This is a genomic window from Burkholderia sp. Bp8998, from assembly GCF_003854235.1.
GTDB lineage: Bacteria > Pseudomonadota > Gammaproteobacteria > Burkholderiales > Burkholderiaceae > Burkholderia.
In genome coordinates, this window is record NZ_QTQF01000019.1 from 92,586 (window position 1) to 113,817 (window position 21,232).

21 protein-coding genes and 1 tRNA gene are annotated in these 21,232 nt (G+C 67.9%); 12 read left to right on the top strand and 10 right to left on the bottom strand.

What is annotated here, in order from left to right:
* Nucleotides 1-49: 49 nt before the first annotated feature.
* Both DIE06_RS19895 and DIE06_RS19900 read right to left on the bottom strand, forming a co-directional pair.
* Nucleotides 50-1,528: an amidase gene (locus DIE06_RS19895; RefSeq protein ID WP_124662816.1), complete on the bottom strand. Its 1,479-nt coding sequence runs from the start codon at nt 1,526-1,528 to the stop codon at nt 50-52.
* 81 nt (nt 1,529-1,609) lie between these two features.
* Nucleotides 1,610-2,302 (bottom strand): dienelactone hydrolase family protein, encoded by a 693-nt coding sequence (locus DIE06_RS19900; RefSeq protein WP_124662817.1) that lies wholly within the window; start codon nt 2,300-2,302, stop codon nt 1,610-1,612.
* Nucleotides 2,303-2,574: 272 nt separating this feature from the next.
* Here DIE06_RS19900 and DIE06_RS19905 point away from each other — a divergent pair, with 272 nt between their 5' ends.
* Entirely contained in the window at nt 2,575-3,654 is a 1,080-nt protein-coding gene (locus tag DIE06_RS19905) for a nitronate monooxygenase family protein (protein WP_124662818.1), read from the top strand.
* A gap of 418 nt (nt 3,655-4,072) precedes the next feature.
* Nucleotides 4,073-5,215 (top strand): branched-chain amino acid ABC transporter substrate-binding protein, encoded by a 1,143-nt coding sequence (locus DIE06_RS19910; RefSeq protein WP_124662819.1) that lies wholly within the window; start codon nt 4,073-4,075, stop codon nt 5,213-5,215.
* 101 nt (nt 5,216-5,316) lie between these two features.
* On the opposite strand, the gene DIE06_RS19915 is transcribed toward DIE06_RS19910, so the two are convergent.
* Nucleotides 5,317-6,531: an MFS transporter gene (locus DIE06_RS19915; protein WP_124662820.1), complete on the bottom strand. Its 1,215-nt coding sequence runs from the start codon at nt 6,529-6,531 to the stop codon at nt 5,317-5,319.
* Nucleotides 6,532-6,806: 275 nt separating this feature from the next.
* On the opposite strand from DIE06_RS19915, the gene DIE06_RS19920 reads away from it, so the two are divergent.
* From DIE06_RS19920 to DIE06_RS19930, 3 genes are all read left to right on the top strand, one after another.
* Nucleotides 6,807-7,466 carry a HugZ family protein gene (locus DIE06_RS19920; protein WP_124662821.1) on the top strand — a complete coding sequence of 220 codons (660 nt, stop codon included), beginning with the start codon at nt 6,807-6,809 and terminating at the stop codon, nt 7,464-7,466.
* A 353-nt stretch (nt 7,467-7,819) separates the two neighbouring features.
* Nucleotides 7,820-8,113, top strand: coding sequence for an H-NS family nucleoid-associated regulatory protein (locus tag DIE06_RS19925; RefSeq protein WP_039324408.1), 294 nt, complete (start codon nt 7,820-7,822; stop codon nt 8,111-8,113).
* Between the two features lie 237 nt (nt 8,114-8,350).
* The gene (locus tag DIE06_RS19930; protein ID WP_124662822.1) at nt 8,351-9,508 is read left to right on the top strand and encodes a cation diffusion facilitator family transporter; all 1,158 of its coding nucleotides are present in this window, start codon (nt 8,351-8,353) and stop codon (nt 9,506-9,508) included.
* 27 nt (nt 9,509-9,535) lie between these two features.
* On the opposite strand, the gene DIE06_RS19935 is transcribed toward DIE06_RS19930, so the two are convergent.
* The 3 genes from DIE06_RS19935 to DIE06_RS19945 form a co-directional block, all read right to left on the bottom strand.
* Nucleotides 9,536-10,006, bottom strand: a complete 471-nt coding sequence (locus tag DIE06_RS19935) for an Lrp/AsnC family transcriptional regulator (protein ID WP_006477376.1) — start codon at nt 10,004-10,006, stop codon at nt 9,536-9,538.
* A 79-nt stretch (nt 10,007-10,085) separates the two neighbouring features.
* Nucleotides 10,086-10,745 carry a hypothetical protein gene (locus DIE06_RS19940; RefSeq protein ID WP_057930016.1) on the bottom strand — a complete coding sequence of 220 codons (660 nt, stop codon included), beginning with the start codon at nt 10,743-10,745 and terminating at the stop codon, nt 10,086-10,088.
* Nucleotides 10,742-11,386: an MBL fold metallo-hydrolase gene (locus tag DIE06_RS19945; protein ID WP_057930015.1), complete on the bottom strand. Its 645-nt coding sequence runs from the start codon at nt 11,384-11,386 to the stop codon at nt 10,742-10,744. Before DIE06_RS19945 ends, DIE06_RS19940 begins: the two co-directional genes overlap by 4 nt.
* 659 nt (nt 11,387-12,045) lie before the next feature.
* Between DIE06_RS19945 and DIE06_RS19955 the strand changes: the two genes are divergently transcribed.
* Nucleotides 12,046-12,657, top strand: a complete 612-nt coding sequence (locus DIE06_RS19955; RefSeq protein WP_124662824.1) for a septal ring lytic transglycosylase RlpA family protein — start codon at nt 12,046-12,048, stop codon at nt 12,655-12,657.
* 95 nt (nt 12,658-12,752) lie between these two features.
* Here the strand turns inward: DIE06_RS19955 and rsmI are convergent, their stop codons facing one another.
* A complete protein-coding gene (rsmI, locus tag DIE06_RS19960; protein WP_124662825.1) occupies nt 12,753-13,631 on the bottom strand; it encodes a 16S rRNA (cytidine(1402)-2'-O)-methyltransferase in 879 nt (292 codons plus the stop codon).
* A 46-nt stretch (nt 13,632-13,677) separates the two neighbouring features.
* On the opposite strand from rsmI, the gene DIE06_RS19965 reads away from it, so the two are divergent.
* The 5 genes from DIE06_RS19965 (at nt 13,678) to DIE06_RS19985 (ending at nt 16,131) form a co-directional block, all read left to right on the top strand.
* Nucleotides 13,678-14,106 carry a YraN family protein gene (locus DIE06_RS19965; protein WP_185733428.1) on the top strand — a complete coding sequence of 143 codons (429 nt, stop codon included), beginning with the start codon at nt 13,678-13,680 and terminating at the stop codon, nt 14,104-14,106.
* Nucleotides 14,107-14,233: 127 nt separating this feature from the next.
* On the top strand, nt 14,234-14,818 hold the full coding sequence (locus tag DIE06_RS19970) for an SIS domain-containing protein (protein WP_059691549.1): 585 nt from the start codon (nt 14,234-14,236) through the stop codon (nt 14,816-14,818).
* A gap of 17 nt (nt 14,819-14,835) precedes the next feature.
* Nucleotides 14,836-15,633, top strand: a complete 798-nt coding sequence (locus DIE06_RS19975; protein ID WP_124662827.1) for a BON domain-containing protein — start codon at nt 14,836-14,838, stop codon at nt 15,631-15,633.
* A complete protein-coding gene (locus DIE06_RS19980) occupies nt 15,630-15,989 on the top strand; it encodes a c-type cytochrome (protein WP_124662828.1) in 360 nt (119 codons plus the stop codon). Before DIE06_RS19975 ends, DIE06_RS19980 begins: the two co-directional genes overlap by 4 nt.
* A gap of 66 nt (nt 15,990-16,055) precedes the next feature.
* A tRNA-Ala gene (locus DIE06_RS19985) sits at nt 16,056-16,131 on the top strand.
* A 134-nt stretch (nt 16,132-16,265) separates the two neighbouring features.
* Here the strand turns inward: DIE06_RS19985 and DIE06_RS19990 are convergent.
* Together DIE06_RS19990 and DIE06_RS19995 are read right to left on the bottom strand one after the other, a co-directional pair.
* Entirely contained in the window at nt 16,266-17,663 is a 1,398-nt protein-coding gene (locus DIE06_RS19990) for an enolase C-terminal domain-like protein (protein WP_124662829.1), read from the bottom strand.
* 61 nt (nt 17,664-17,724) lie between these two features.
* Complete coding sequence (locus DIE06_RS19995) at nt 17,725-19,065, bottom strand: MFS transporter (RefSeq protein ID WP_124662830.1); 1,341 nt, start codon at nt 19,063-19,065, stop codon at nt 17,725-17,727.
* A 298-nt stretch (nt 19,066-19,363) separates the two neighbouring features.
* Here DIE06_RS19995 and DIE06_RS20005 point away from each other — a divergent pair, with 298 nt between their 5' ends.
* On the top strand, nt 19,364-19,990 hold the full coding sequence (locus DIE06_RS20005; protein ID WP_124662858.1) for a DUF2239 family protein: 627 nt from the start codon (nt 19,364-19,366) through the stop codon (nt 19,988-19,990).
* 74 nt (nt 19,991-20,064) lie between these two features.
* On the opposite strand, the gene DIE06_RS20010 is transcribed toward DIE06_RS20005, so the two are convergent.
* The gene (locus DIE06_RS20010; RefSeq protein WP_124662831.1) at nt 20,065-21,231 is read right to left on the bottom strand and encodes an ABC transporter permease; all 1,167 of its coding nucleotides are present in this window, start codon (nt 21,229-21,231) and stop codon (nt 20,065-20,067) included.
* Nucleotide 21,232 lies beyond the last annotated feature (1 nt).

Sequence of the window (21,232 nt, forward strand, 5' to 3'; positions counted from 1 at the left end):
CGGCAAAACCGGCGGGGCTTTTTTTCGCGGCCGGCCGAGGGCGCCGGCGTCAGCGCTGCGCCTGCATCAGCGGCGGGCGCCGGTCGAACCACGGCCGCGCCTGTTCGAGCTGACGCGCGAGTTTCAGCAGCAATGCATCGTCGGCGTGGCGCGCGACGAATTGCACGCCGATCGGCAGCCCGCGCGCGTTCCACCAGAGCGGCACCGACATCGCCGGCTGGCCCGTCAGGTTGAACAGCTCGGTGCAGCCGGCCCACGCGAACGCCTTCTCCGAGGACTTCGCGAGCATTTCGCGCAGCAGCGGCTTCACCGGCAGCGCGCCGAGCAGCTTCATCTGCGCGGTTTCGAGCGGCGTCGGCTGCAGCTCGCCGATCTTGACCGGCGGCCCCGCGAGCGTCGCGCACAGGATCGCGTCGTAGCGCGACACGAGGCCCGCGACCTGCACGGTGAGCTGGCGCTGCCATTCGAGCACGTCCGGCAGGCGCGCGCGGGCGACGCGCCTGCCGACGACGGCCATCGCCCACGTCGCCGGCTCGAACTCCGCGCGCTTCGGCGTGCGCCCGGTCAGCGTGCGCGCGCCGAGCACCATCTCCTCGGCGATCGTCGCCCACAGCGTGAGAAAGGTTTCGGCCGCGCGCGCGTAGTCGATGTGCAGCGTCGCCGGTTCGACGTGATGGCCGAGCGATTCGACGAGCGCGGCCGCATCGTCCAGCGCTGCGCGCGTGTCGTCGGCCAGCGCCGGCGCGAGCATCGGCTCGACGACGAGGCCGATCCGCAGCGGGCCGGGCGGCGTGTCGAGCTCGCCCAGAAAGGTGCCGGGCGCGCCGGGCGGCAGCGTCTGGCCGGTCGTCACGTCGAGCAGCAGCGCGCTGTCGCGCACGCTGCGCGAAACCGCATGCTGGACGACCAGCTCGCCGTTCGACGGCAGGTCGACCAGCACCGGATTGCGGCTCGGCTTCAGGCCGAACAGCCCGCAACACGACGCCGGAATCCGGATCGAGCCGCCGCCGTCGGACGCGTGCGCGAGCGGCACGATGCCGGCCGCGACGGCGGCGGCCGCACCGCCGCTCGAGCCGCCGGGCGTGTGATCGAGGTTCCACGGATTGCGGCACGCGCCGAACAGTTCGGGTTCGGTGTACGGCATCTGGCCGATTTCCGACGTGTTGGTCTTGCCGAACACGTTGAGCCCCGCCGCGCGGCTGCGCGCGATCACCGGTGAGTCGTCGGCGGGGATGAAGTAGCGATAGTGGCGGCTGCCCATCGATAGCGGCAGCCCGGCGACCGCCGCGCCGAGATCCTTGACGAGATACGGGACGCCCGCGAAGGGCGCGTCGGTGCCGGTATCGCGTGCCGCCTCCGTCCGCTTGCGCGCGGCGTCGTAGTCCTGCAGCACGACCGCGTTGATCGCGACGTTCACCGCTTCGGCCTGGCCGATCGCGGCGTCGAGCAGTTCGCGCGGGCTCGCCTTGCGCTCGCGCACGAGTGCGGCGAGGCCGATCGCGTCATGCGCGAGATAGTCCGAGTGCATCGCAGTCACCCCCGTTGTGACCTGTGGCGATGAAAGGAGGATAACGCGGGCCCGGCGCGCCGGGCCCGCTGCCCGCTGCCGTTACAGGTGCTCGGCGAGGAACGTCAGCGTGCGGCCGTGCGCGAGCGCCGATGCGCGCTGGTTGTATGACGCGCGGTCGGTGCAGTTGAAGCCGTGCTCGGCGCCCGGGTACAGGTGGAACGACGCGTTGTGGCGGCCCGCGAATGCGGCCTTCACCTGCTCGACGGCGTCGAGCGGGATCCCGTGGTCGTTCTCCGCGTAGTGGAACAGGATCGGCTGCGTGATCTTGCCGGCGAGGTCGAGCGCGTTCTGGATGCCGCCGCCGTAATAGGCGACCGCCGCATCGACCTTGGCAGCAGCGGCCGCGCGGTACGCGAGCTGGCCGCCGAAGCAGTAGCCGATCCCGGCGACCTTGCCGGCGACTTCGGGGCGCGCGCGCAGCGCGTCGGCGGCCGCGCCGATGTCCGCGACCGCGAGGCCGACGTCGGTCTTCTTCATCAGCTCGATGCCCTTGTCGCGATCGGCGCCTTCGTAGGTCAGCTCGACGCGCGGCTGCGTGCGCCAGAACACGTCCGGCGCGAGCGCGACGAAGCCGTCGGCCGCGTACTGGTCGGCGACCGCGCGGATGTGCGCGTTCACGCCGAAGATCTCCTGGATGATGATGACGGCGGGGCCCTTGCCGCGCTTGGGCAGCGCGAGATAGCCGCCGAAGCTGTCGTTACCGGTCGGGATGTCGATCCATTGGGCAGTCACGTTTGAACTCCTGGCGAACGGGCGCGCGAGCCGCGCGCCGCGGATGGAAAAAGGGGCGGCCTAGTGTGCCATCAATCCTCTGGCGCTGCAGCGCGCGCAGGCGGCGCGCCTGCCGGGTGTGCGCGCGTGTCGAATCCGCGCCCCGAACCCGCTTCTCGCGCAGCGATCGTTTTGATCTCGATTATTCATTTTTCGGCGGTGAGCGGCTTCGATAGAGTCGATGTGTCGGCTTTTACAAAGCGCTTTCGCGTATCGTCATCGAAGGATTCGCCATGCCAGCCCGTGTATTTTCCACCCCGTTTTCCGAACGCTTCGGCCTGCGCCTGCCGCTCGTGCAGGCACCGATGGTCGGTGCGACCACGGCCGCGATGGTCGCGGCCGCATCCAATGCCGGCGCGCTTGGCAGCCTCGGCGCCGGCGCGTTCGAGCCGGACCGTCTCGCGACCGAAGTCGCCGCGATCCGCGCGGCGACCGCGCGTCCGTTCGCCGTGAACCTGTTCGTGTTGCCCGAGGCCGCGCCCGACGCGGCGACCGTCGCACGCGCGCTTGCCGCGATCGATCCGTTGAACGCGACGCTCGGGCTGCCGCCCGGCACCGTGCCCGCACGCTACGCGCCCGACTTCCGCGCGCAGTTCGACGCGCTCGTCGCGCTGCGCGTGCCGGTCGCGAGTTTCACGTTCGGCGTGCTCGACGCAGCCGACGTCGCGCGCCTGAAGGCCGCCGGCACCTATGTCATCGGTACCGCGACGCACGTCGCCGAAGGGCTCGCGTGGCAGGCGGCCGGCGCCGATGCGCTGTCCGCGCAGGGCGCCGAAGCCGGCGGCCATCGCGGCACCTTCATCGGCTCGGCCGACGACGCGCTGATCGGCACGCTCGCGCTGGTGCCGCAGCTCGTCGATGCGACCGGCCTGCCCGTGCTCGCCGCGGGCGGCATCATGGACGGCCGCGGGATCGCGGCCGCGCTCGCACTCGGCGCGCAGGGCGCGCAGCTCGGCACCGCGTTCCTGACATGCGCGGAAAGCGCGATCGCGGCGGACTGGAAAGCGCGGCTGCTCGCGAGCGCCGATACGTCGACGCAGGTCACGCGCGCGATCACCGGCCGCCATGCGCGCGGATTGCGCAATACGCTGATGACGCGGCTCGGCGAACGCGTGGCCGATGCCGCGCCGTATCCGGTGCAGAACGCGCTGACCCAGCCGCTGCGCCAGGCCGCCGCGCGCGCGAACGACGGCGACTACCTGTCGCTGTGGGCCGGTCAGGGCGCGCCGCTCGCGCGGCGGCGCGACGCCGCGCTGACGACGTCACGACTCGTCGACGCGCTCGACGCCGAATGGCGTGTAACGGCCACCTGACCAGTTCGTATCGAAACCCGAAACGCGCGTGTTGTCACGCGCGTTTCATTCAATGATGCCGCGCACAGAATACCGAATCGAAATGACGCGGGAATGCTTTAAATCAACCTTTCACCCGGCCGTCCGGAATTAGCGGAAACCCTTATCCGGCGGGGCTTGCGGCGATATTCGAGCAGTCATTCCAAAGCGCCCGTATCGGTAGTGTTACCACTACCCTAAAAAAGTCCCACAAATTAATTTGATCACCTACACTTGCGCGCAAGTACGGGTGGGCGGCTGCTAAAAGCGGCTGCTTCCCACGTGCTTGAGGCCAAGTGCATGAACGATGCAACCGGCGAATCGTCCAGTGATGCAAACACAGGGATGGCAGCGGGGCACCGGGCGATGGCGTTTATTGGGACCGAAACTGGAGACTTACATGAATATCAAGATGCAAAAGCTGTTGCCGATCACCGCAGCTGCGATGCTGTGCGCTGCAGCTGCAGGCAACGCAGCCGCCGATCAAGTCGTCAAGATCGGCCACGTCGCGCCGTTGACGGGCGGCATTGCACACCTGGGCAAGGACAACGAAAACGGTGCGCGTCTCGCAGTCGAGGAGATCAATGCCAAGGGTCTCACGATCGGCGGCCAGAAAATCACGCTGCAACTCGATGCGCAGGATGACGCGGCCGACCCGCGCCAGGCCACGCAGGTCGCGCAGAAGCTCGTCGACGACAAGGTCGTCGCCGTCATCGGCCACCTGAACTCGGGCACGTCGATCCCGGCGTCGAAGATCTACAGCGATGCGGGCATCGTGCAGATCTCGCCGTCGGCGACCAACCCGGCTTACACGCAGCAAGGCTTCAAGACCACGTATCGCGTGGTGGCGACCGATGCGCAGCAGGGCCCGGCACTCGCGAACTACGCGCATTCGAAGGGTATCAAGAGCGTCGCGGTGGTCGACGATTCGACCGCATACGGCCAGGGTCTCGCGAACGAATTCGAGAAGAAGGCGAAGGCGCTCGGCCTGAAGGTGCTGTCGCACGATGCGACCAACGACAAGGCGGTCGACTTCCGCGCGATTCTGACCAAGATCAAGGGCGAGAATCCGGACGCGATCATGTACGGCGGCATGGACGCCACCGGCGGCCCGTTCGCGAAACAGGCGAAGCAGCTCGGCCTGCGCGCGAAGATCTTCGCGGGCGACGGCGTGTGCACGGAGAAGCTGGCCGACCTGGCCGGCGACGCGACCGACAACATCGTGTGCTCGGAAGCCGGTGCATCGCTCGAGAAGATGCCGGGCGGCGGCGCGTTCAAGGCGAAGTACGAGAAGCGCTTCGGCCAGCCGATCCAGATCTACGCACCGTTCACGTATGACGCGGTGTACATCGTGGTCGACGCGATGAAGCGCTCGAACTCCACGGATCCGGCGAAGATCCTGTCGGCGATGCCGGCGACGAACTACACCGGCGTGATCGGCACGACGACCTTCGACTCGAAGGGCGACCTGCAGCACGGCGTGATCTCGCTGTACAACTACAAGAGCGGCAAGAAGACGCTGCTCGACGAAGTGAAGATGTAAGCTGAAAAGCGGTCGACAGTAGGGGTGAAAGCGCGCCTGCGGCAACGCAGGCGCGCTTTCTTTTTGGCGGCCGCGCGGCGGGCGGCGTGCCCGCCGCGCGGTCAGATCTTCAGGTGTGCGAGGACCTTCGGCGCGACGGCCGCGACGAGCGCCGCGCACAGCGCGACGACCGACAGGCCGACGGTCAGGTTCGCGGTCTGCGCGACCGCGCCGATCACGACCGGACCGAACAGCAGTCCGAAATACGCGAGCCCGGCCACGTGCGCGAGGCCTTCGGCCGCGTGGATGCCTTTCACGCGCGCGGCGGCGGCGAACAGCACGGGCATCATGTTCGCGAGGCCGAGGCCCATCAGCGTGAAGCCCGTCAGCACGGCGATCGGGTTCGGCAACAGCAGTGCGCCGATCATCCCGGCGCACGCGAGCGACGCGCTCGCGAACACGAGCTGCGGCGCGCCGAAACGCGCACGCACCGCGTCGCCGGCGAAACGCGCGATCGCCATCCCGCCGGAGAACGCCGCATAGGCGGCGCTCGCGAGCGCGGGGCTCGCCGCGACGACGTCGCGCATATAGACCGTCGCCCAGTCGTACATCGCACCTTCGGCGATCAGCGCGATCAGCGCGATGCCGCCGAGCATCCACAGCGCGGGCGAGCGCCAGCGATTGCCGCCGCCGTGCGCGTGTTCGTGATGCGGGACGTGCGGCAGCACGGACGGGGTCGCGGCGAGCAGCACCGCCGCGCTGACGGCCGCCGCGAGCGCGAGATGCACGGCCGGCGCCATGCCGGCCGACAGCAGCGCGCCGCCGGCCGCCGCCCCCGACATCCCGCCGATGCTGAACATCCCGTGCAGCGACGACATGATCGGCTTGCCGAGCGCGATCTCGACCGCGCTCGCCTCGGCGTTCATCGCGACGTCGAGCGTGGCCATCGAGAAGCCGAACAGCGCGAGCACGACGAGCAGCATCCAGTAATCCGGGACGACGAGGATCAGCGCCGCGCAGGCGGACATCACGAGCCCGCCCGCGAGGCACGCGGTGCGCGAGCCGACGCGCGCGATCCAGCGCGCGATCGTCAGCATCGCGGCGATCGAGCCGCCCGCGACCGCGAACAGCGCGATCGACAGCAGCCCGGGGCTCAACGCGAACTTGTCGCGCACGGTCGGCACGTGCACGCCCCACGACGCGTACATCATGCCGGCGATGAAGAACAGCGCCATCGTGGCCGTGCGTGCGCGCTGGCGGACCGGCAAGGCCAGCACGCGATGCGCGTCGGGCGGTGCGGCGAAGTCGGACGAGGATCGGGAGGAAGTTTCGGACACGGAACGCTCTTGAATGGACAATGCGCGGGCGCGTCGCGCCCGTCGGATTCGTCCGATTCTATCGAACCGCTTACGGTCTTGCCGGCGCGCTGGCCGTCAGGCCCATCGCGATCGTCTCGCACGCCGCTTGCGCGGGTTGCCTCAGCCGTTCGGCCGATACCCGGCGGGCCGCCGCCGCGGGTAACATCGGTGCGCAGGCGGCGTGTCCGACGCGTTCCAGTGCGGCGCGTCTTCGCCACCGTTGCCGCCCAGGCCTTCCAAACGCAGGAGTCACCGTGAACATCGATCCCGTCCTTGCCCTGCACCTGCTGCACCGCTGCGCGCTCGGCACGCTCGCGACCCACGCGCGCGACCCGCAAGGCTTTCCTTATCCGACGGTCGTGCCGTTCGCACCCGATGCGAATCATCGGCCCGTGATTCTCGTGAGCGGCCTCGCCGAGCACACGCGCAACCTCGCGGCCGATCCACGCGCGGGCTTCCTCGTCGTCGACGCGCCGGGCGGCGACGTGCTGAACGCCGAGCGCGCGACGCTACTCGGCCGCTTCGTGCCGCTCGGCGATGATCCGCATGTCGCCGCGCGCTACACGCGCTACGAGCCCGACGCCGCGCGCTATCTCGCGCTGGGCGATTTCACGTTCTGGGTACTCGACATCGAGCGGCTGCGCTATATCGGCGGGTTCGGCCGAATGGGCTGGGTGAACGGCTCGGGCCTCGATGCGCTGCCGCCGCTCGGGTTCGACGACGAACGGGCGTTGTGGGACGCGTACGACTCGAGCGATGCGCGCCGCGACGGGCTCGACCTGCTCGGCGTCGACCGCCACGGCGCCGACTGGCGCTGCGACGGCCGCCGCGTGCGCACGCCGTTCGACCCGGTGCCGGGCGACGCCGGCGCGCTGCGCGAACGGTTGATGTCCTGCGCGCGGGATGTGGCGTAACGCCGCGAATACGGCTTTGTCTGTTTAGCGGCTCACGCCGTATGAATTTTGCAAACTTGTCACCTGATGAAAGCTTCTATTTTCTGTATGCAGGGTAATTGCGTATGCTGATAGGCCTATTACCGGATCGGTAATGTCCTAATCTCTATGCAAGTGCGTAAAAATTTGAGAAAAGGCCGCGGCCGGTCAAAATGACATGCGTGAATTACAATTGGTCTCGGGATTTTCATGAATCCTGCTTCTATCAAATCTTTTTTGTGCTAATCTCTGCCTTCAAAATCCGAGGCACAAATATTTCATGAATGGTGAGCCGGCTGCAGACCGGTGCCATTGATCATATAGAAAGGGAAACTATGTCTTCTTACAAGGACCTGCTGGCCCAGCGGGAGAAGCTGGAGAAGCAAATCGAAGAAGCGAAGTCGCGCGAATACGCCGAAGTGCTGAATGACGTGAAGCAGAAAATCGCCGACTACGGCTTTTCGCTCGCGGATCTCGGCCTCAGCCGCGCGAAGGCAGGCAAGGTCGGTCGCCCGCGCGCAGGCGTGGCAGCCAAGTATCGCGATCCGGAAACGGGCGCGACGTGGTCGGGCCGCGGCAAGCCGCCGCGCTGGATCGCCGGCAAGAACCGCGAACAGTTTGCGATTTAAACAACTGTTTAAGTCGTCGTCTCAAGAAGAGCCGCGTGTCCTTCCAGGAGCGCGGCTTTTTGCATTGTGGCATCGGCATGTATGCGTCTTGTCATGAAAATGTCAGAAACGGTGCGTGAATGAAAATGCGACCCGTTCGCATAAGCGGTTGATTTAAATGGAAAATTTTGGGTTATCGGAATGCCGTACGGGCATCGTTTGGTAGAATTCCGTATCCCAACCGATATCTCGTATTTCATGTCCACGTTTTCCGACGACGCGCAAAGCGCGGATAAGCACGCGGTCGCGCGCAAGAGCACCCTCGTCAGTATCGTGTTGAATGTGGTGCTTGCTACGTTTCAGATCGTCGTCGGCGTGGTTGCGCATTCGCAGGCATTGATTGCCGATGGTATCCATTCGATTTCCGATTTGATCTCGGATTTTGTCGTACTGGTTGCGAATCGCCATAGTGGTGCATCGCCGGATGCCGATCACAATTACGGACACAGCCGCTACGAGACCGTCGCGTCGCTGTTTCTCGGCGCGATCCTGATCGCGGTCGGCATCGGCATGCTTTGGCGCGCCGGCAACCGTCTCGTGAATCTCGAAAATATCCCGGCTGTCCATTTTTCCGCGTTGATCGTCGCGCTGACCGTGCTCGTGTCGAAGGAGGCGCTGTTCCGCTACATGCTGCGCGAGGCGCGGCGCGTGCGTTCGGCGATGCTCGTCGCGAACGCATGGCATGCGCGCTCGGACGCCGCATCGTCGCTCGTCGTCGCGATCGGCATCATCGGCAGTCTCGCCGGCGTGCGGCTGCTCGACCCGATCGCCGCCGCGATCGTCGGCTTCATGGTCGCGCGCATGGGCTGGACCTTCGGCTATGACGCGCTGCAGGACCTGTCGGATCGCGCGCTCGACACCGCGGCGACGGCCGAGATCCGCGGGCTGCTCGCGGCGACCCCGGGCGTGCGCGACGTGCACGACCTGCGCACGCGCAAGATGGGCGATGCGGCGCTCGTCGACGCCCACATCCTGGTCGACCCGATGATTTCGGTTTCCGAAGGGCACTACATCGCGGAAAGCGCGCGTGCGCGCGTGCTGTCCGATCCACGTGTGCTCGACGCGCTGATCCATGTGGACCCCGAGAACGACGCGGCGCGCCGCCCGGCGCTCGCGCTGCCGCCGCGCGACGAGATCACGGCGCGGCTCGAGGCCGCGCTCGCCCAGCGCGGGCTGCACGCGGCGGCGATCAACCTGCACTACCTGAGCACGGGGCTCGAGATCGACGTGACGCTCGACACCGGCGCCGGCGATACCGACGCGGCGCTGGCCGACCGGCTCGATGTCGATACGCTGAAGCGCCAGTTCGGCGCGCGCCGGATCGGCTTCACGCGCGGGCTGCCCGCGCAGGCGTGAGCGGCGCCCGCGACCGCGGGCCGCGCGTTACAGCGGCAGTTGCGTGTCGAACTTGATTTCGCGCAGCACGACGCTCGTGCGCACCTGCGACACGGCCGGGATCTTGAAGATCCGTTCGTGCAGGAAGACGTCGTAGGCCTTGATGTCGGGCGCGACGATCTTGAGGATGTAATCCGCCTCGCCCGTCGTGCTGTAGCACTCGGTGACTTCCGGGCAGGTCGCGATCTCGCGCTCGAACTGCTCGACGCCGCCTTCATTGTGGCGGGTCAGGTGCACGTGCGCGAGCGCACATACGTGCAGGCCGAGCTTCTCGCGATCGAGCAGCGCGGTGTAGCGCTGGATCACGCCGGACTGTTCCATGTCCTTGATGCGGCGCCAGCACGGCGTGCTCGACAGGCCGACCTGGTCGGAGATTTCCTGCACGGAACGGCGCGCGTCGAGCTGCAACAGGCGAAGGATTTTTTGCGAAAAGGAATCGAGCGTCACCTGCGCCTCCATGCGGCAGCTACAACACGCTGAATGGTAGAGTGCCGGGAAAGGAAAGGCAATCTGGCGGCGTGCCGCTGAGCGAGATTCGCTAATTTGCGCGCGGATCCGTGGGGTTTTGTCCTGCCCCCGCCTGTTCCGACCGGTCGGTGTCGGCCACCGCGAGGCCTGCGAGCGCGGCCTGCTGGCGGCGCAGGTCGGCGAGCATGTTGCAGAACAGCGCACCTTGCTCGATCGCGTCGTCGAGCGCGACGTGCGTGTGCGGATGATCGTCGAACCAGTGCTTCGGAAAGCGCGGCTTGATCGCCTTGCGGTACGGCAGGCCCGTCATCGCGAACGCGAGCGTCTTGATGTCGAGCGCCGACCACGAGAACGGGCAGCGTCCGGCGAAGCGCATCATGTACCAGAACATGAACGTGAAATCGAAGCCGGCCGGCATCGCGACGAACACCGGCTTGCCGGGCAGCGCCTCGACCCACTCGACGTACGCGACCAGCGCGGCCTCCGGCGCCTGCAGGTCGCGCCGGCACGCGGCCCACGCTTGCGGCTCCGTCTTCCACCACGCTTCCTGCACCGGATGGGCTTGCGCGCCGGGCAGCGTCTCGAGGTTCGCCGAGAACGTCGCGATCAGCTGCTTGTCCTCGGTGTACGCGGCTGACGCGAAGCTCAGCATCGAGTGCGGGCCGGGAATCGGGCCGTCGGCCTCGACGTCGGTGCTGACGTAGATTTCGGGGATGGCGGTCTGGTTCATCCGAACACCTTGTCGGACACGAACGGGTTCGTGCGGCGCTCGTCGCCGAAGGTCGACACCGGGCCGTGGCCCGGCACGAACGTGACGTCGTCGCCGAGCGGCCACAGCTTCTCCTTGATCGAACGCACGAGGTCCGCATGGTTGCCGCGCGGGAAATCGGTACGGCCGATCGAACCGGCGAACAGCACGTCGCCGACGATCGCGACGCGATGCGCGCGGCTGAAGAACACGACGTGGCCGGGCGTGTGGCCCGGGCAGTGATAGACCTCGAGCGTCTCGTCGCCGAACTGCACGGTGTCGCCGTCGTTCAGCCAGTGGTCCGGCTCGAACGCCTCGGCGGCCGGGAAGCCGAAGCGCTGGCTCTGCATCGGCAGTTGCTCGATCCAGAAGCGCTCGTCTTCCTGCGGCCCCACGATCGGCACGCCGTAATGCGTCGCGAGCGCCTTCGCGCCCGCGCAGTGATCGACGTGGCCATGCGTGAGCAGCACCTTCTCGACCTGCACGTTCTGCCGCGCGATCTCCTGTTCGATCCGTTCGAGATCGCCGCCGGGATCGACGACGGCGGCGCGGCCGGTCTTTTCGCAGACGAGCAGCGAGCAGTTCTGCTGGAACGGCGTGACCGGAATGAGCGTGACTTTCATGGAGGCACCGGCGGCTAAAAGGAGCGATTGTACCGGTCGCGCGCGCTGCCTGTCGGCCCTGCGGCGCGGTGTCGGACACGCTTCTGCGGGCAATCCCCGAGCATCCCGATTGTTACCGCCATAGTGAGAATCAATGGTCCGGACGGGGTGCTTTTCGAGACAGGCTTTTGGTTTATGTATAATGCGCCCCATTGCGCGTGAATTTCACGCAATTCGCTGGTGTTTCGACCCCGTCGAACGGGGTGTCGGATTCATCGTCAAGCATCGACCGCCGGGGAGTCCGGCGGTGTATCCAGCACCGAGCATTCGGTGCTCACGTCTTGTCCGGCCGGGTGCTGCGCGCCCGCCTGCGGCCCTGCTGCCGCGCCGCCGGATGAGGCCTGTGCCGCCGTTCCTGTGCGTTGGCTGTACGCGACGCGCGCGAACGTGAAAGCCATGTTCGATGGCGGCATGTGGGGTCTGGTCAGGCTGCCGGGGACAGGTTGCGCCAGACGTGAAAACTAATCAGGACGGTTGCGGCAGAGACGAAAGCCGCGCCCATGCTAGCCGCCTGCTCGCGTATCCGAGCGGGGCGTGCACGCATTTGCCGTCCGGGCCGCGTATCCGCGTTGTTGAGCAGCGTTGTATCGGTGCGGCCCGAACCAGAAGGCGACACGTCGATGAATTTTCGTTTTCCGACTCGATTCGGGACTATCGCATTATTTTTTGCGCTGACGGGCTGTGCGGTGCCACCCAGCCAGACCACCGGCAGCGCCAACCAGAAGAACGCGGTCAACAAGACGGCCGCGGCCGCGAAAGCGGATGACGACAAGCAGCCACTGAATTTCGATTCCGCGCTGGCATCGATGCCGGCTGCCGACAGCAAGGACGCGAAGAAGTCGTCGCTGGCCGACGCCGAGCCGATCGACGGCAAGGATGTGTCCGACTTCCGCCAGACGGGCCGGGCATCGTGGTATGGCCGGGATTTCCACGGCCGCCGCACCGCGAACGGCGAGCGCTTCAACATGAATGCGCTGACCGCCGCGCACCGCACGCTGCCGCTGTCGTCGTACATCAGGGTGACGAACGCGTCGACCGGCAAGTGGGTCGTCGTGAAGGTCAACGACCGCGGGCCGTACAAGCGCGGCCGCGTGCTCGACCTGTCGTATGCCGCTGCCAGGATGATCGGCCTCGTGCACGCCGGCACGGGCCGCGTGAAGATCGAAGGGCTGTCGCCGCAGGAAGCGCGCGAGGCACGCGACGAAATGTTGGCGTCGGTCTCGGCGAAGTAACGCGGCGGTTCGTCCGCCCATGCAAAAGGGCTGCCTTCGGGCAGCCCTTTTTCGTTTCCGCGTGCCGGGCGGCGGGTGCCGCCCGTGCTCGCGCGTCAGCTTTCCTTCAGCGCCAGCGCGCGCGCATACAGCGTGTTGCGCGACGCGCCCGTCAGCGCGGCCGCAAGCTTCGCCGCGCTCTTCACCGGCACTTCTTCCAGCAGCAGCTTGAGCAGCGCGTCGTGCGCGGTGTCGTCGGCTTCGCCGCCGTCGGCCGGCGCTCCCTCGACGACCAGCACGAACTCGCCGCGCTGCCGGTTCGCATCGCCGCCGAGCCAGCTCTGTCCTTCGGCCAGGGTGCCCTGGAACAACTGCTCGTGTAGCTTGGTGAGCTCGCGCGCGATCAGCAGCCGGCGCGCGGGGCCGAACGCGTCGGCGAGGGCGGCGACGGTATCCGCGATCCGGTGCGGCGCTTCGTAGAACACCAGCGCGTACGGGTGCCGCACGAGCGCCTGCAGCGCGCTCGCACGCTGCTTCGGCTTCGGCGGCAGGAAGCCCGCGAATGTGAACGCGCCGGCCCAGTCGCCCGCCACGCTCAGCGCGGTCACGGCCGCGCTCGCGCCCGGCAGCGGAATCACCGGGAAGCCGGCCGCGCGCACGGCGTCGACGAGCCGTGCGCCGGGGTCCGAAATGCCGGGTGTACCGGCGTCCGACACGTACGCGACGCGTTCGCCGGCGCGCAGCAACTCGATCACGCGCAATGCGGCTTCGCGTTCGTTGTGCTCGTGCACGGCGACGAGCGGTTTCGAGATGCCGTAGCGGGCCAGCAACTGGCCCGTGTTGCGGGTGTCTTCGGCCGCGATGCGGTCGACGAGGCCGAGCACGTGCAGTGCGCGCAGCGTGATGTCGGCGGTGTTGCCGATCGGCGTCGCGACCACGTAGAGCGCGGCGTCAGGGTAGTGCTGCGTTTGCGCGAGTTCAAGGAGGGCAGTCATGGCAGGCAATGCGCGCAATCGCGGCGCAAGCGGAACAAGGACGGCATTGTGCCACGCGGCGCCGGCCGCGCCGGGCAGCGAGCGCGGTTTGCCGTCCGGCGGCGGCAACTTTTCCGGCATGGCGCGATCCAGATCGGTTGGCGCGGCGTTCGAGCAGCGCGCGCGGCAGTTTCTGGAGCGCCGCGGTCTCGTGTTCGTCGCGGCCAACGTGACGATGCGCGGCGGCGAACTCGACCTCGTGATGCGCACGCCCGACGGCACGCTCGTGTTCGTCGAGGTGCGCGCGCGGCGCAGCACCCGGCATGGCGGCGCGGCCGCGAGCGTCGGCTGGCGCAAGCGGCGGCGTCTGGTCGCGGCCGCGCTCCATTTCTGGGTGCGGCACGGCGCGGGTGCCGCATGCCGTTTCGACGTCGTCGCGTTCGAGGCCGGCCGGCTCGAATGGCTGCGCGATGCATTTCGTGCCGACGATGCGTAGCCGCGAGCTGTGACGAGATGTAAAGAGTTCTCGTCATACCGCCGGAGAGGGTGCCGGAGTGCGGTAAACTCGCCGCACCCATGACGTTGCGCGCGGTGTGCCCACGCGCCCAGTTCACCAGGAATCGATGTCAGTCGAACGTATTCAGCAACATTTCCGCGATAGCGCCGCGCTTCACGCCGAAGCGGCCGACGCGCTGTCGCTGCCGATCGCAGCCGCGGTCGATGCGATGTTCGCCGCGCTGGCGAACGGCAACAAGATCGTCGCGTGTGGGGATGGCCCGTCGGCGGCCGCCGCGCACTACCTCGCCGTGTCGCTCGTCGGCGGTTTCGAGCGCGAGCGTCCGGGCCTGCCCGCGATCGCGCTGGCCACCGATGCGTCGCAGGGCGGTCTCACGGGGGCAGCCGCCGCCGATCAGCTGTTCGCGCAGCAGGTGCGTGTGCTCGGGCAGACCGGCGACATCCTGCTGGTGCTCGACGCGAGCGGCGCGTCGCCGCGCGTGCTGGCCGCGATCGACGAAGCGCACGAGCGCGAGATGACCGTCGTCGCGCTGACGGGCGGCGACGGCCATGCCGTCGCGGCCGCGCTGTCCGATACCGATATTCCGATCAGCGTGCCCGCCTCGCGTGCGGCGCGCGTCCACGAAGTCCATCTGCTGACCATCCACTGCCTGTGCGACGGCATCGACGCGATGCTGCTGGGTGAGGATTGAACGAAGGAGAGCCGTCGATGAATCAAAGCCGCGTCAAACAGACGCTCGTCAGAACCACGTTGCTCGCCGCGCTGATGGCGGGCCTTGCGATGTCGCTGCAGGGCTGCGTGCTCGGCGTGCTGGGTGCGGCGGCCGGCGGCGGCGCGCTGATCGCGACCGATCGCCGTACGCTCGGCGCGCAGACCGAGGATCGCGAGATCCAGGTCAAGTCGCTCACGCAGATCAACAACGGGCTGCCGGACCAGTCGCACGTGAACGTGACGGTGTTCAATCGCCGCGTGCTGCTGACGGGCGAAGTGCCGAACGACGCGTCGAAGCAGCGCGCTGAGGAAATCGTGCGCGGCATCAACAACGTGAACGCGATCGTCAACGAGCTGTCGGTGGAGCCGGCGTCGTCGCTGTCGTCGCGCGCGAACGACTCGTATCTCGAAGGCCGCGTGAAGTCCGAGTTCATCGCGACGAAGGGGCTGTCGGCGAACTACTACAAGGTCGTCAGCGAGCGCGGCAACATCTACCTGATGGGTCTCGTGACGGTCGACGAAGGCAATCGCGGCGCGGCCGCGGCGAGTCAGGTGCCGGGCGTCGAGAAGGTCGTGAAGGTGTTCCAGTACATCCAGCCGCAGGACGCGCAGGCATTGCAGGCCGCGTCGCCGAGCGGGGCGTCCGGCGCGCAGCCTGCCGCCGCGCCCGCGGATGCCGCGACGGTCGGTGCCGTGCCCGATGCATCGGTCCAGTCCACGCCGCTGCAATCACCGGCGCCGATCTCGAATTCGTCGAGCGTGCATCCGGGCAACCCGAAGGCCCCGCCGCAATGAAGTCGACGCAGATGAAGATCAGGCAAGGGATGGTGCGGGGCGCCGCGGCAGCGGCGCTCGCGGTCGGCGCGTTCGGCACCGCGCATGCGGACGTCGGCGACGGCCTGAAGGTCGCGCGCAGCAACGCGTGCATGGGCTGCCACGCCGTGGACCGCAAGCTCGTCGGTCCGTCGTTCAAGGACATCGCCTCCCGCTACAAGTCCGATCCGCAGGCCGTCGCGAAACTGTCGAAGAAGGTGAAGGACGGCGGCTCCGGCGTCTGGGGCGCGATTCCGATGCCGGCGCATCCGCGCATGAGCGACGCGGATCTGCGTTCCGTGGTCGAATGGGTGCTGGCCGGCGCGCCGTCGAAGTGACGCGTCGGGGGTGACGGAACCCCTATTGCCAAGCGCGGAAATGCATGTGTATGATGCTTGACTGTTGGGGCGGTAGCTCAGCTGGGAGAGCGTCGCGTTCGCAATGCGAAGGTCGGGAGTTCGATCCTCCTCCGCTCCACCAACGGAATTCGAAAGGCCCGATCGCAAGATCGGGCCTTTTTGTTTTCCGCGGGTTCTTGGCCGACGCGCCAGATCGCCAACTCGTAGCTCACCCTGACCGTCGGCACCGACAGCACGGCGAACTCCGCTGTCCCGTCACCTCCGCCCAAAACTAGGCCGCTTCGGATCATACGTCCACTCCGGCACCAGATATCGCATCGCCACCGCATCGTCGCGCGCCGTACCGCCCACCGCGTTGTACAGCGCATGTGCGGCCTCGACCTGTGCCATGTCGAGTTCGATCCCGAGTCCCGGCCGCTCGGGCACGGCCACCTGGCCGCCGACGATCTCGAGCGGCTCGCGCGTGAGCCGCGCGTCGCCTTCCTGCCAGATCCAGTGCGTGTCGATCGCCGTGATCGTACCGGGCGCCGCCGCGGCCGCATGCGTGAACATCGCGAGCGACACGTCGAAGTGGTTGTTCGAGTGCGAGCCCCACGTGAGCCCCCAGTCGCGGCACAGCTGCGCGAGCCGCACCGAGCCCTGCATCGTCCAGAAATGCGGATCGGCGAGCGGGATGTCGACCGCCTGCAGCCGCACCGCGTGATCCATCTGTCGCCAGTCGGTCGCGATCATGTTGGTCGCGGTCGGGATGCCGGTCGCCCGCCGGAATTCGGCCATCACCTCGCGGCCCGAGTAGCCGGCCTCCGGCCCGCACGGATCCTCCGCATACGCGAGCAGATGACCTTGCCCGCGGCACAGCGCGACCGCTTCGTCGAGCGACCACGCACCGTTCGGGTCGAGCGTCGCGCGCGCGTCGGGAAAGCGCGCCTTGATCGCCGCGATCGCTTCCATCTCGTCCGCGCCGGCCATCACGCCGCCCTTCAGCTTGAAGTCGACGAAACCATAGCGCTCGACCGCGGCCTCGGCCTGCTGCGCGATCGCGGCCGGCGTGAGCGCGGCTTCGTTGCGCAGCCGGAACCACGGATCGGTTGCGTGCGCTTCGTCGCGATACGGCAGGTCGGTGCGGCGCCGCTCGCCGATGTAGAACAGGTACGCGAGCATCGGCACCGCGTCGCGCTGCTGGCCTTCGCCGAGCAGCGCCGCGACCGGCACGTCGAGATGCTGGCCGAGCAGGTCGAGCAGCGCGGCCTCGATCGCGGTGATCACGTTGTCGAGCCGCAGGTTGATCTCGTGCGGCTGGCGCAGCACGGCCGCCTCGCCGGCCGACGTCACCTCGTGCCGGATCGTGCGTCCGGCATGCGCACCGGCGCCGGACAGCGCGGCGCGCACCGCGTTGAGCGTCGCCTGGTAACGCCCGATCGACTGACCGACCACCAGATCGGTCATCCGCGCGAGCGCCTGGCGGATGCCTTCGCCGCCGGGCACTTCGCCGACACCCGTGTGGCCGCTGCTGTCGTCGAGGATCACGAGGTTGCGCGTGAAGTAGGGCGCGTGCGCGCCGCACAGGTTCAGCAGCATGCTGTCGCGGCCGGCGACGGGGATCACCTGCATGCGCGTGACGCGCGGCGTGCCCGCACGGCGTGATTCGGACATCGGTTCACTCCTGGTTCCGTTGGTGCGCGGGCCCCGGCCGCGCCGGCGCGGCCCGCGCCGTTCAGTTCAGCTCGACGCGGCGGATCTCGCCGACGACGAACAGGTAGCAGATCACGGCGACGAGCGCGTGCGCGACGACGTACACCAGCGCGCCGTTGAACGAGCCGCTGCGGTCGACGATATAGCCGATCGCGATCGGCGTCGTGATGCTGGAAAGATTCCCGCACGTGTTGAGCAGCGCGCCGCTCAGGCCGGCGATCTGGCGCGGCGCGGTGTCGGCGTTGACGGCCCAGCCGAGCGCGCCGAGCCCCTTGCCGAAGAACGACAGCGCCATGAACAGCACGACGAGCACGTGCGAGTCGGTGTAGTTGCACACGATCATCGACATCGACAGCAGCATGCCGATCACGATCGGCACCTTGCGCGCGACCGACAGCGACCGGCCCTGCTTGAGCAGCGCGTCGGACACGATGCCGCCGAGAATCCCGCCGAGGAAGCCGCACACGGCCGGGATCGACGCGACGAGCCCCGCGTTGAGGATCGACATCCCGCGCGCCTGCACGAGATAGACGGGAAACCACGTGATGAAGAAGTAGGTGAGTGCGTTGATGCAGTACTGCGCGACGTACACGCCGACGAGCATCCGGTTCCTCAGCAGCGCCTTCACGTGACGCATCGACGGGCCGCCGTCGCGCGCGCCCGTCGCCTGGTCGATGTTGACGAGCGCGCCGCCTTCGGTGAGGTAGTCGAGTTCCGCGCGGTTGACGCTCGGGTGCACCTTCGGGTCGTACATCGTGCGGTTCCACACCAGCACGAACGCGAAGCCGAGCACGCCCATCACCGCGAACACCGACTGCCAGCCGAACGCGTGCACGAGCCAGCCCATCAGCGGCGCGAACACGACGGTCGCCGCGTACTGCGCGGCGTTGAAGATCGCCGACGCGGTGCCGCGCTCCGCGGCCGGGAACCAGGTGGACACGATCCGGCTGTTGGCCGGGAACGACGGCGCCTCGGCCGCGCCGACCAGGAAGCGCAAGCCGAACAGCAGCGCGAACGCGGCCGCGCCGCTGAAGAAGCCGATGCCGCCCTGCAGCAGCGTGAACAGCGACCAGAAGAAGATGCTGAACGCATAGACGATGCGCGACCCGAAGCGGTCGAGCAGCCAGCCGCCCGGGAGTTGCGCGATCACGTATGACCAGCCGAACGCCGAGAAGATGAAGCCCATCTGCACATGGCTCAGGTGCATCGCGCGGGAAAGCGCCGGGCCCGCGATCGCGATCGCCGCGCGATCCGCGTAGTTGATCGTCGTGACCGCGAACAGCACGGTCAGCACGAGCCAGCGCACGCGGGTGCGCCGGGCCGTTGCCGACGCGGACGCCGGCAATGCGTGAAGCGGATTCATGACTGTCTCCTCCGAAGGGCGGAAGGCGCCGTCGTGCGGCTGCGCGTCGGGCGCGCGCGTTTTTTCGTGGTGGTCTTGCCGGCCTGAGGCCGGACGCCGATGCCCGGGGCAGGGCGTCCGGATCATTCTGTCACGGCGAAATTTGCGATTTCATGCCAATTACTGACTTGATTGATTCAGGATTTGAATCGATCGGCGGCATCGAGGCATCAATTTTTTTTACCCGGGTGATATTGACAATCAATTTATACCCGGATAAAAATAGCATCATTCCGATTCCGACCCACGGGCGACCATGATGATGTTCTCCACGCTTCTCCCTTCCTATACGGCGTTCGACGGCCACCGGCGCGTCGCGTCGGGCCCGCTCGCGACGGTGGCGGTTGCGGTCCGGCAGGCGGCCGGCGACGCGATGTCCGGCACGATCGTGATCTTCGACGACGCGACCGGCCGCGCGATCGACCTCGACCTGCGCGGCACGGCGGACGATATCCGTGCGCGTTACGCGGCGTCGCCGGGCGATGCATCCGCGCCCGCCGGCGATCCGGCCGGCGCGGGCGAACAACGCGGCCGCGGCCGCCCGAAGCTCGGCGTCGTCTCGCGCGAGGTCACGTTGCTGCCGCGTCACTGGGACTGGCTCGCCGCGCAGCCGGGCGGTGCGTCGGTCGCGCTGCGCAAGCTCGTCGAGGACGCGCGGCGCACGCATGCGGCGGCCGACCGGCGCCGCGACGCGCAGACGCGTGCGTACCACTTCATGTCCGCGATCGCGGGCGACCTGCCCTGTTTCGAGGAGGCCTCGCGTGCGCTGTATGCGAACGACCTTGCGCGGCTGGCCGAGCTGATCGCCTGCTGGCCGGACGACGTGCGTGACCATGCGCTGGCGCTGGCGCGCGGCGATCTGCCGCCGTCGACCGAAGACTGCTGACGGAGCCCGCGACGCGATGACGGCGTTCGATCTGAACGTGCCGCGCGAGCGCCGGGCGTGAGCGGCCGCGCGCGTCACTGCGCGCGCAGCGCGTCGACGATGTTCAGCCGCGCGGCGCGCATCGCCGGCAGGAACCCACCGACGAGCCCCATCACCAGCGAGAACAGCAGCGTCTTCACGACGATCGCGGGCGTCAGCACGAAACGGAACGACAGGTCGGAGAAGGTCTGGAAGTTGGTCGTCGAGAACGACGCGAACTCCATCAGCGACGCGCACGCGAGCCCCGCGACGCCGCCGGCGAAGCCGAGCAGCAGCGCCTCCAGCAGGAAGGCGGCGAGCACGTTCATGCGCTTGAAGCCGAGCGCGCGCAGCGTGCCGATCTCGGCGGTGCGGTTCGCGACCGACGCGTACATCGTGATCATCGCGCCGATCATCGCGGCGATCGAGAAGATCGTCGACAGCGTGATGCCGAGGATGTTGATGAAGGTCGACAGCGCCTTCGACTGGTCGCCGTAAAACGTCTGCTCGCGTTTCGCTTCGTCGGTCAGGCGCGGGTCGACGTCGATGTCGGCCTTGAAGCGCGCGAAGCCGTCGGCGCTCGGGATGCGCAGCACCATCGACGAGTAGCTGGAGCGCCGGAACGACTGCATCAGCTGGTCGACGTCGCCCCAGATCTCCGAATCGAAGCCGCTGCCGCCGGCGTCGAACACGCCGACGACGGTCCAGTCGCGCTGCGCGAAATGCAGGCTGTCGCCGAGCTGCGTGCCGCTGAAGCCTTTCGCGATCGCGCTGCCGACGACGATCTCCGACGAGCCCGGCGCGAACGAGCGGCCGGCCACGAGCTTCACGCGCGGGCGCAGCGCGAGGCCGGCCGGCGACACGCCGCGGATCACGACGTTCGACGGCTTGCCGGTCGACGTCTTCACGAGCGAGATCAGCACGACGGCTTCCTTCGACACCCGCGGCCGGCCGTCCGGGCCGAGCGCGACGGCCGGATGCATCTCGAGCGCGTTGGCCTGCTGGTGGTCGATCGCGCTCTGGATCTCGGTTTCCGCGCCCTTGCGGATCACCACGACGTTGCCCGGTTCGCCGGTCGACACGAGCGTCTGCGTGAGCCCGGCGTCGAGCATCTGCACCGTCGCGAACACGAAGATCACCAGCGCCATCCCGCCCGCGGTGAGCGCGGTGGTGAGCCGCCGGGTCCACAGGTTGCGCGCGATGTAGGTGAGCGGAATCGCCATG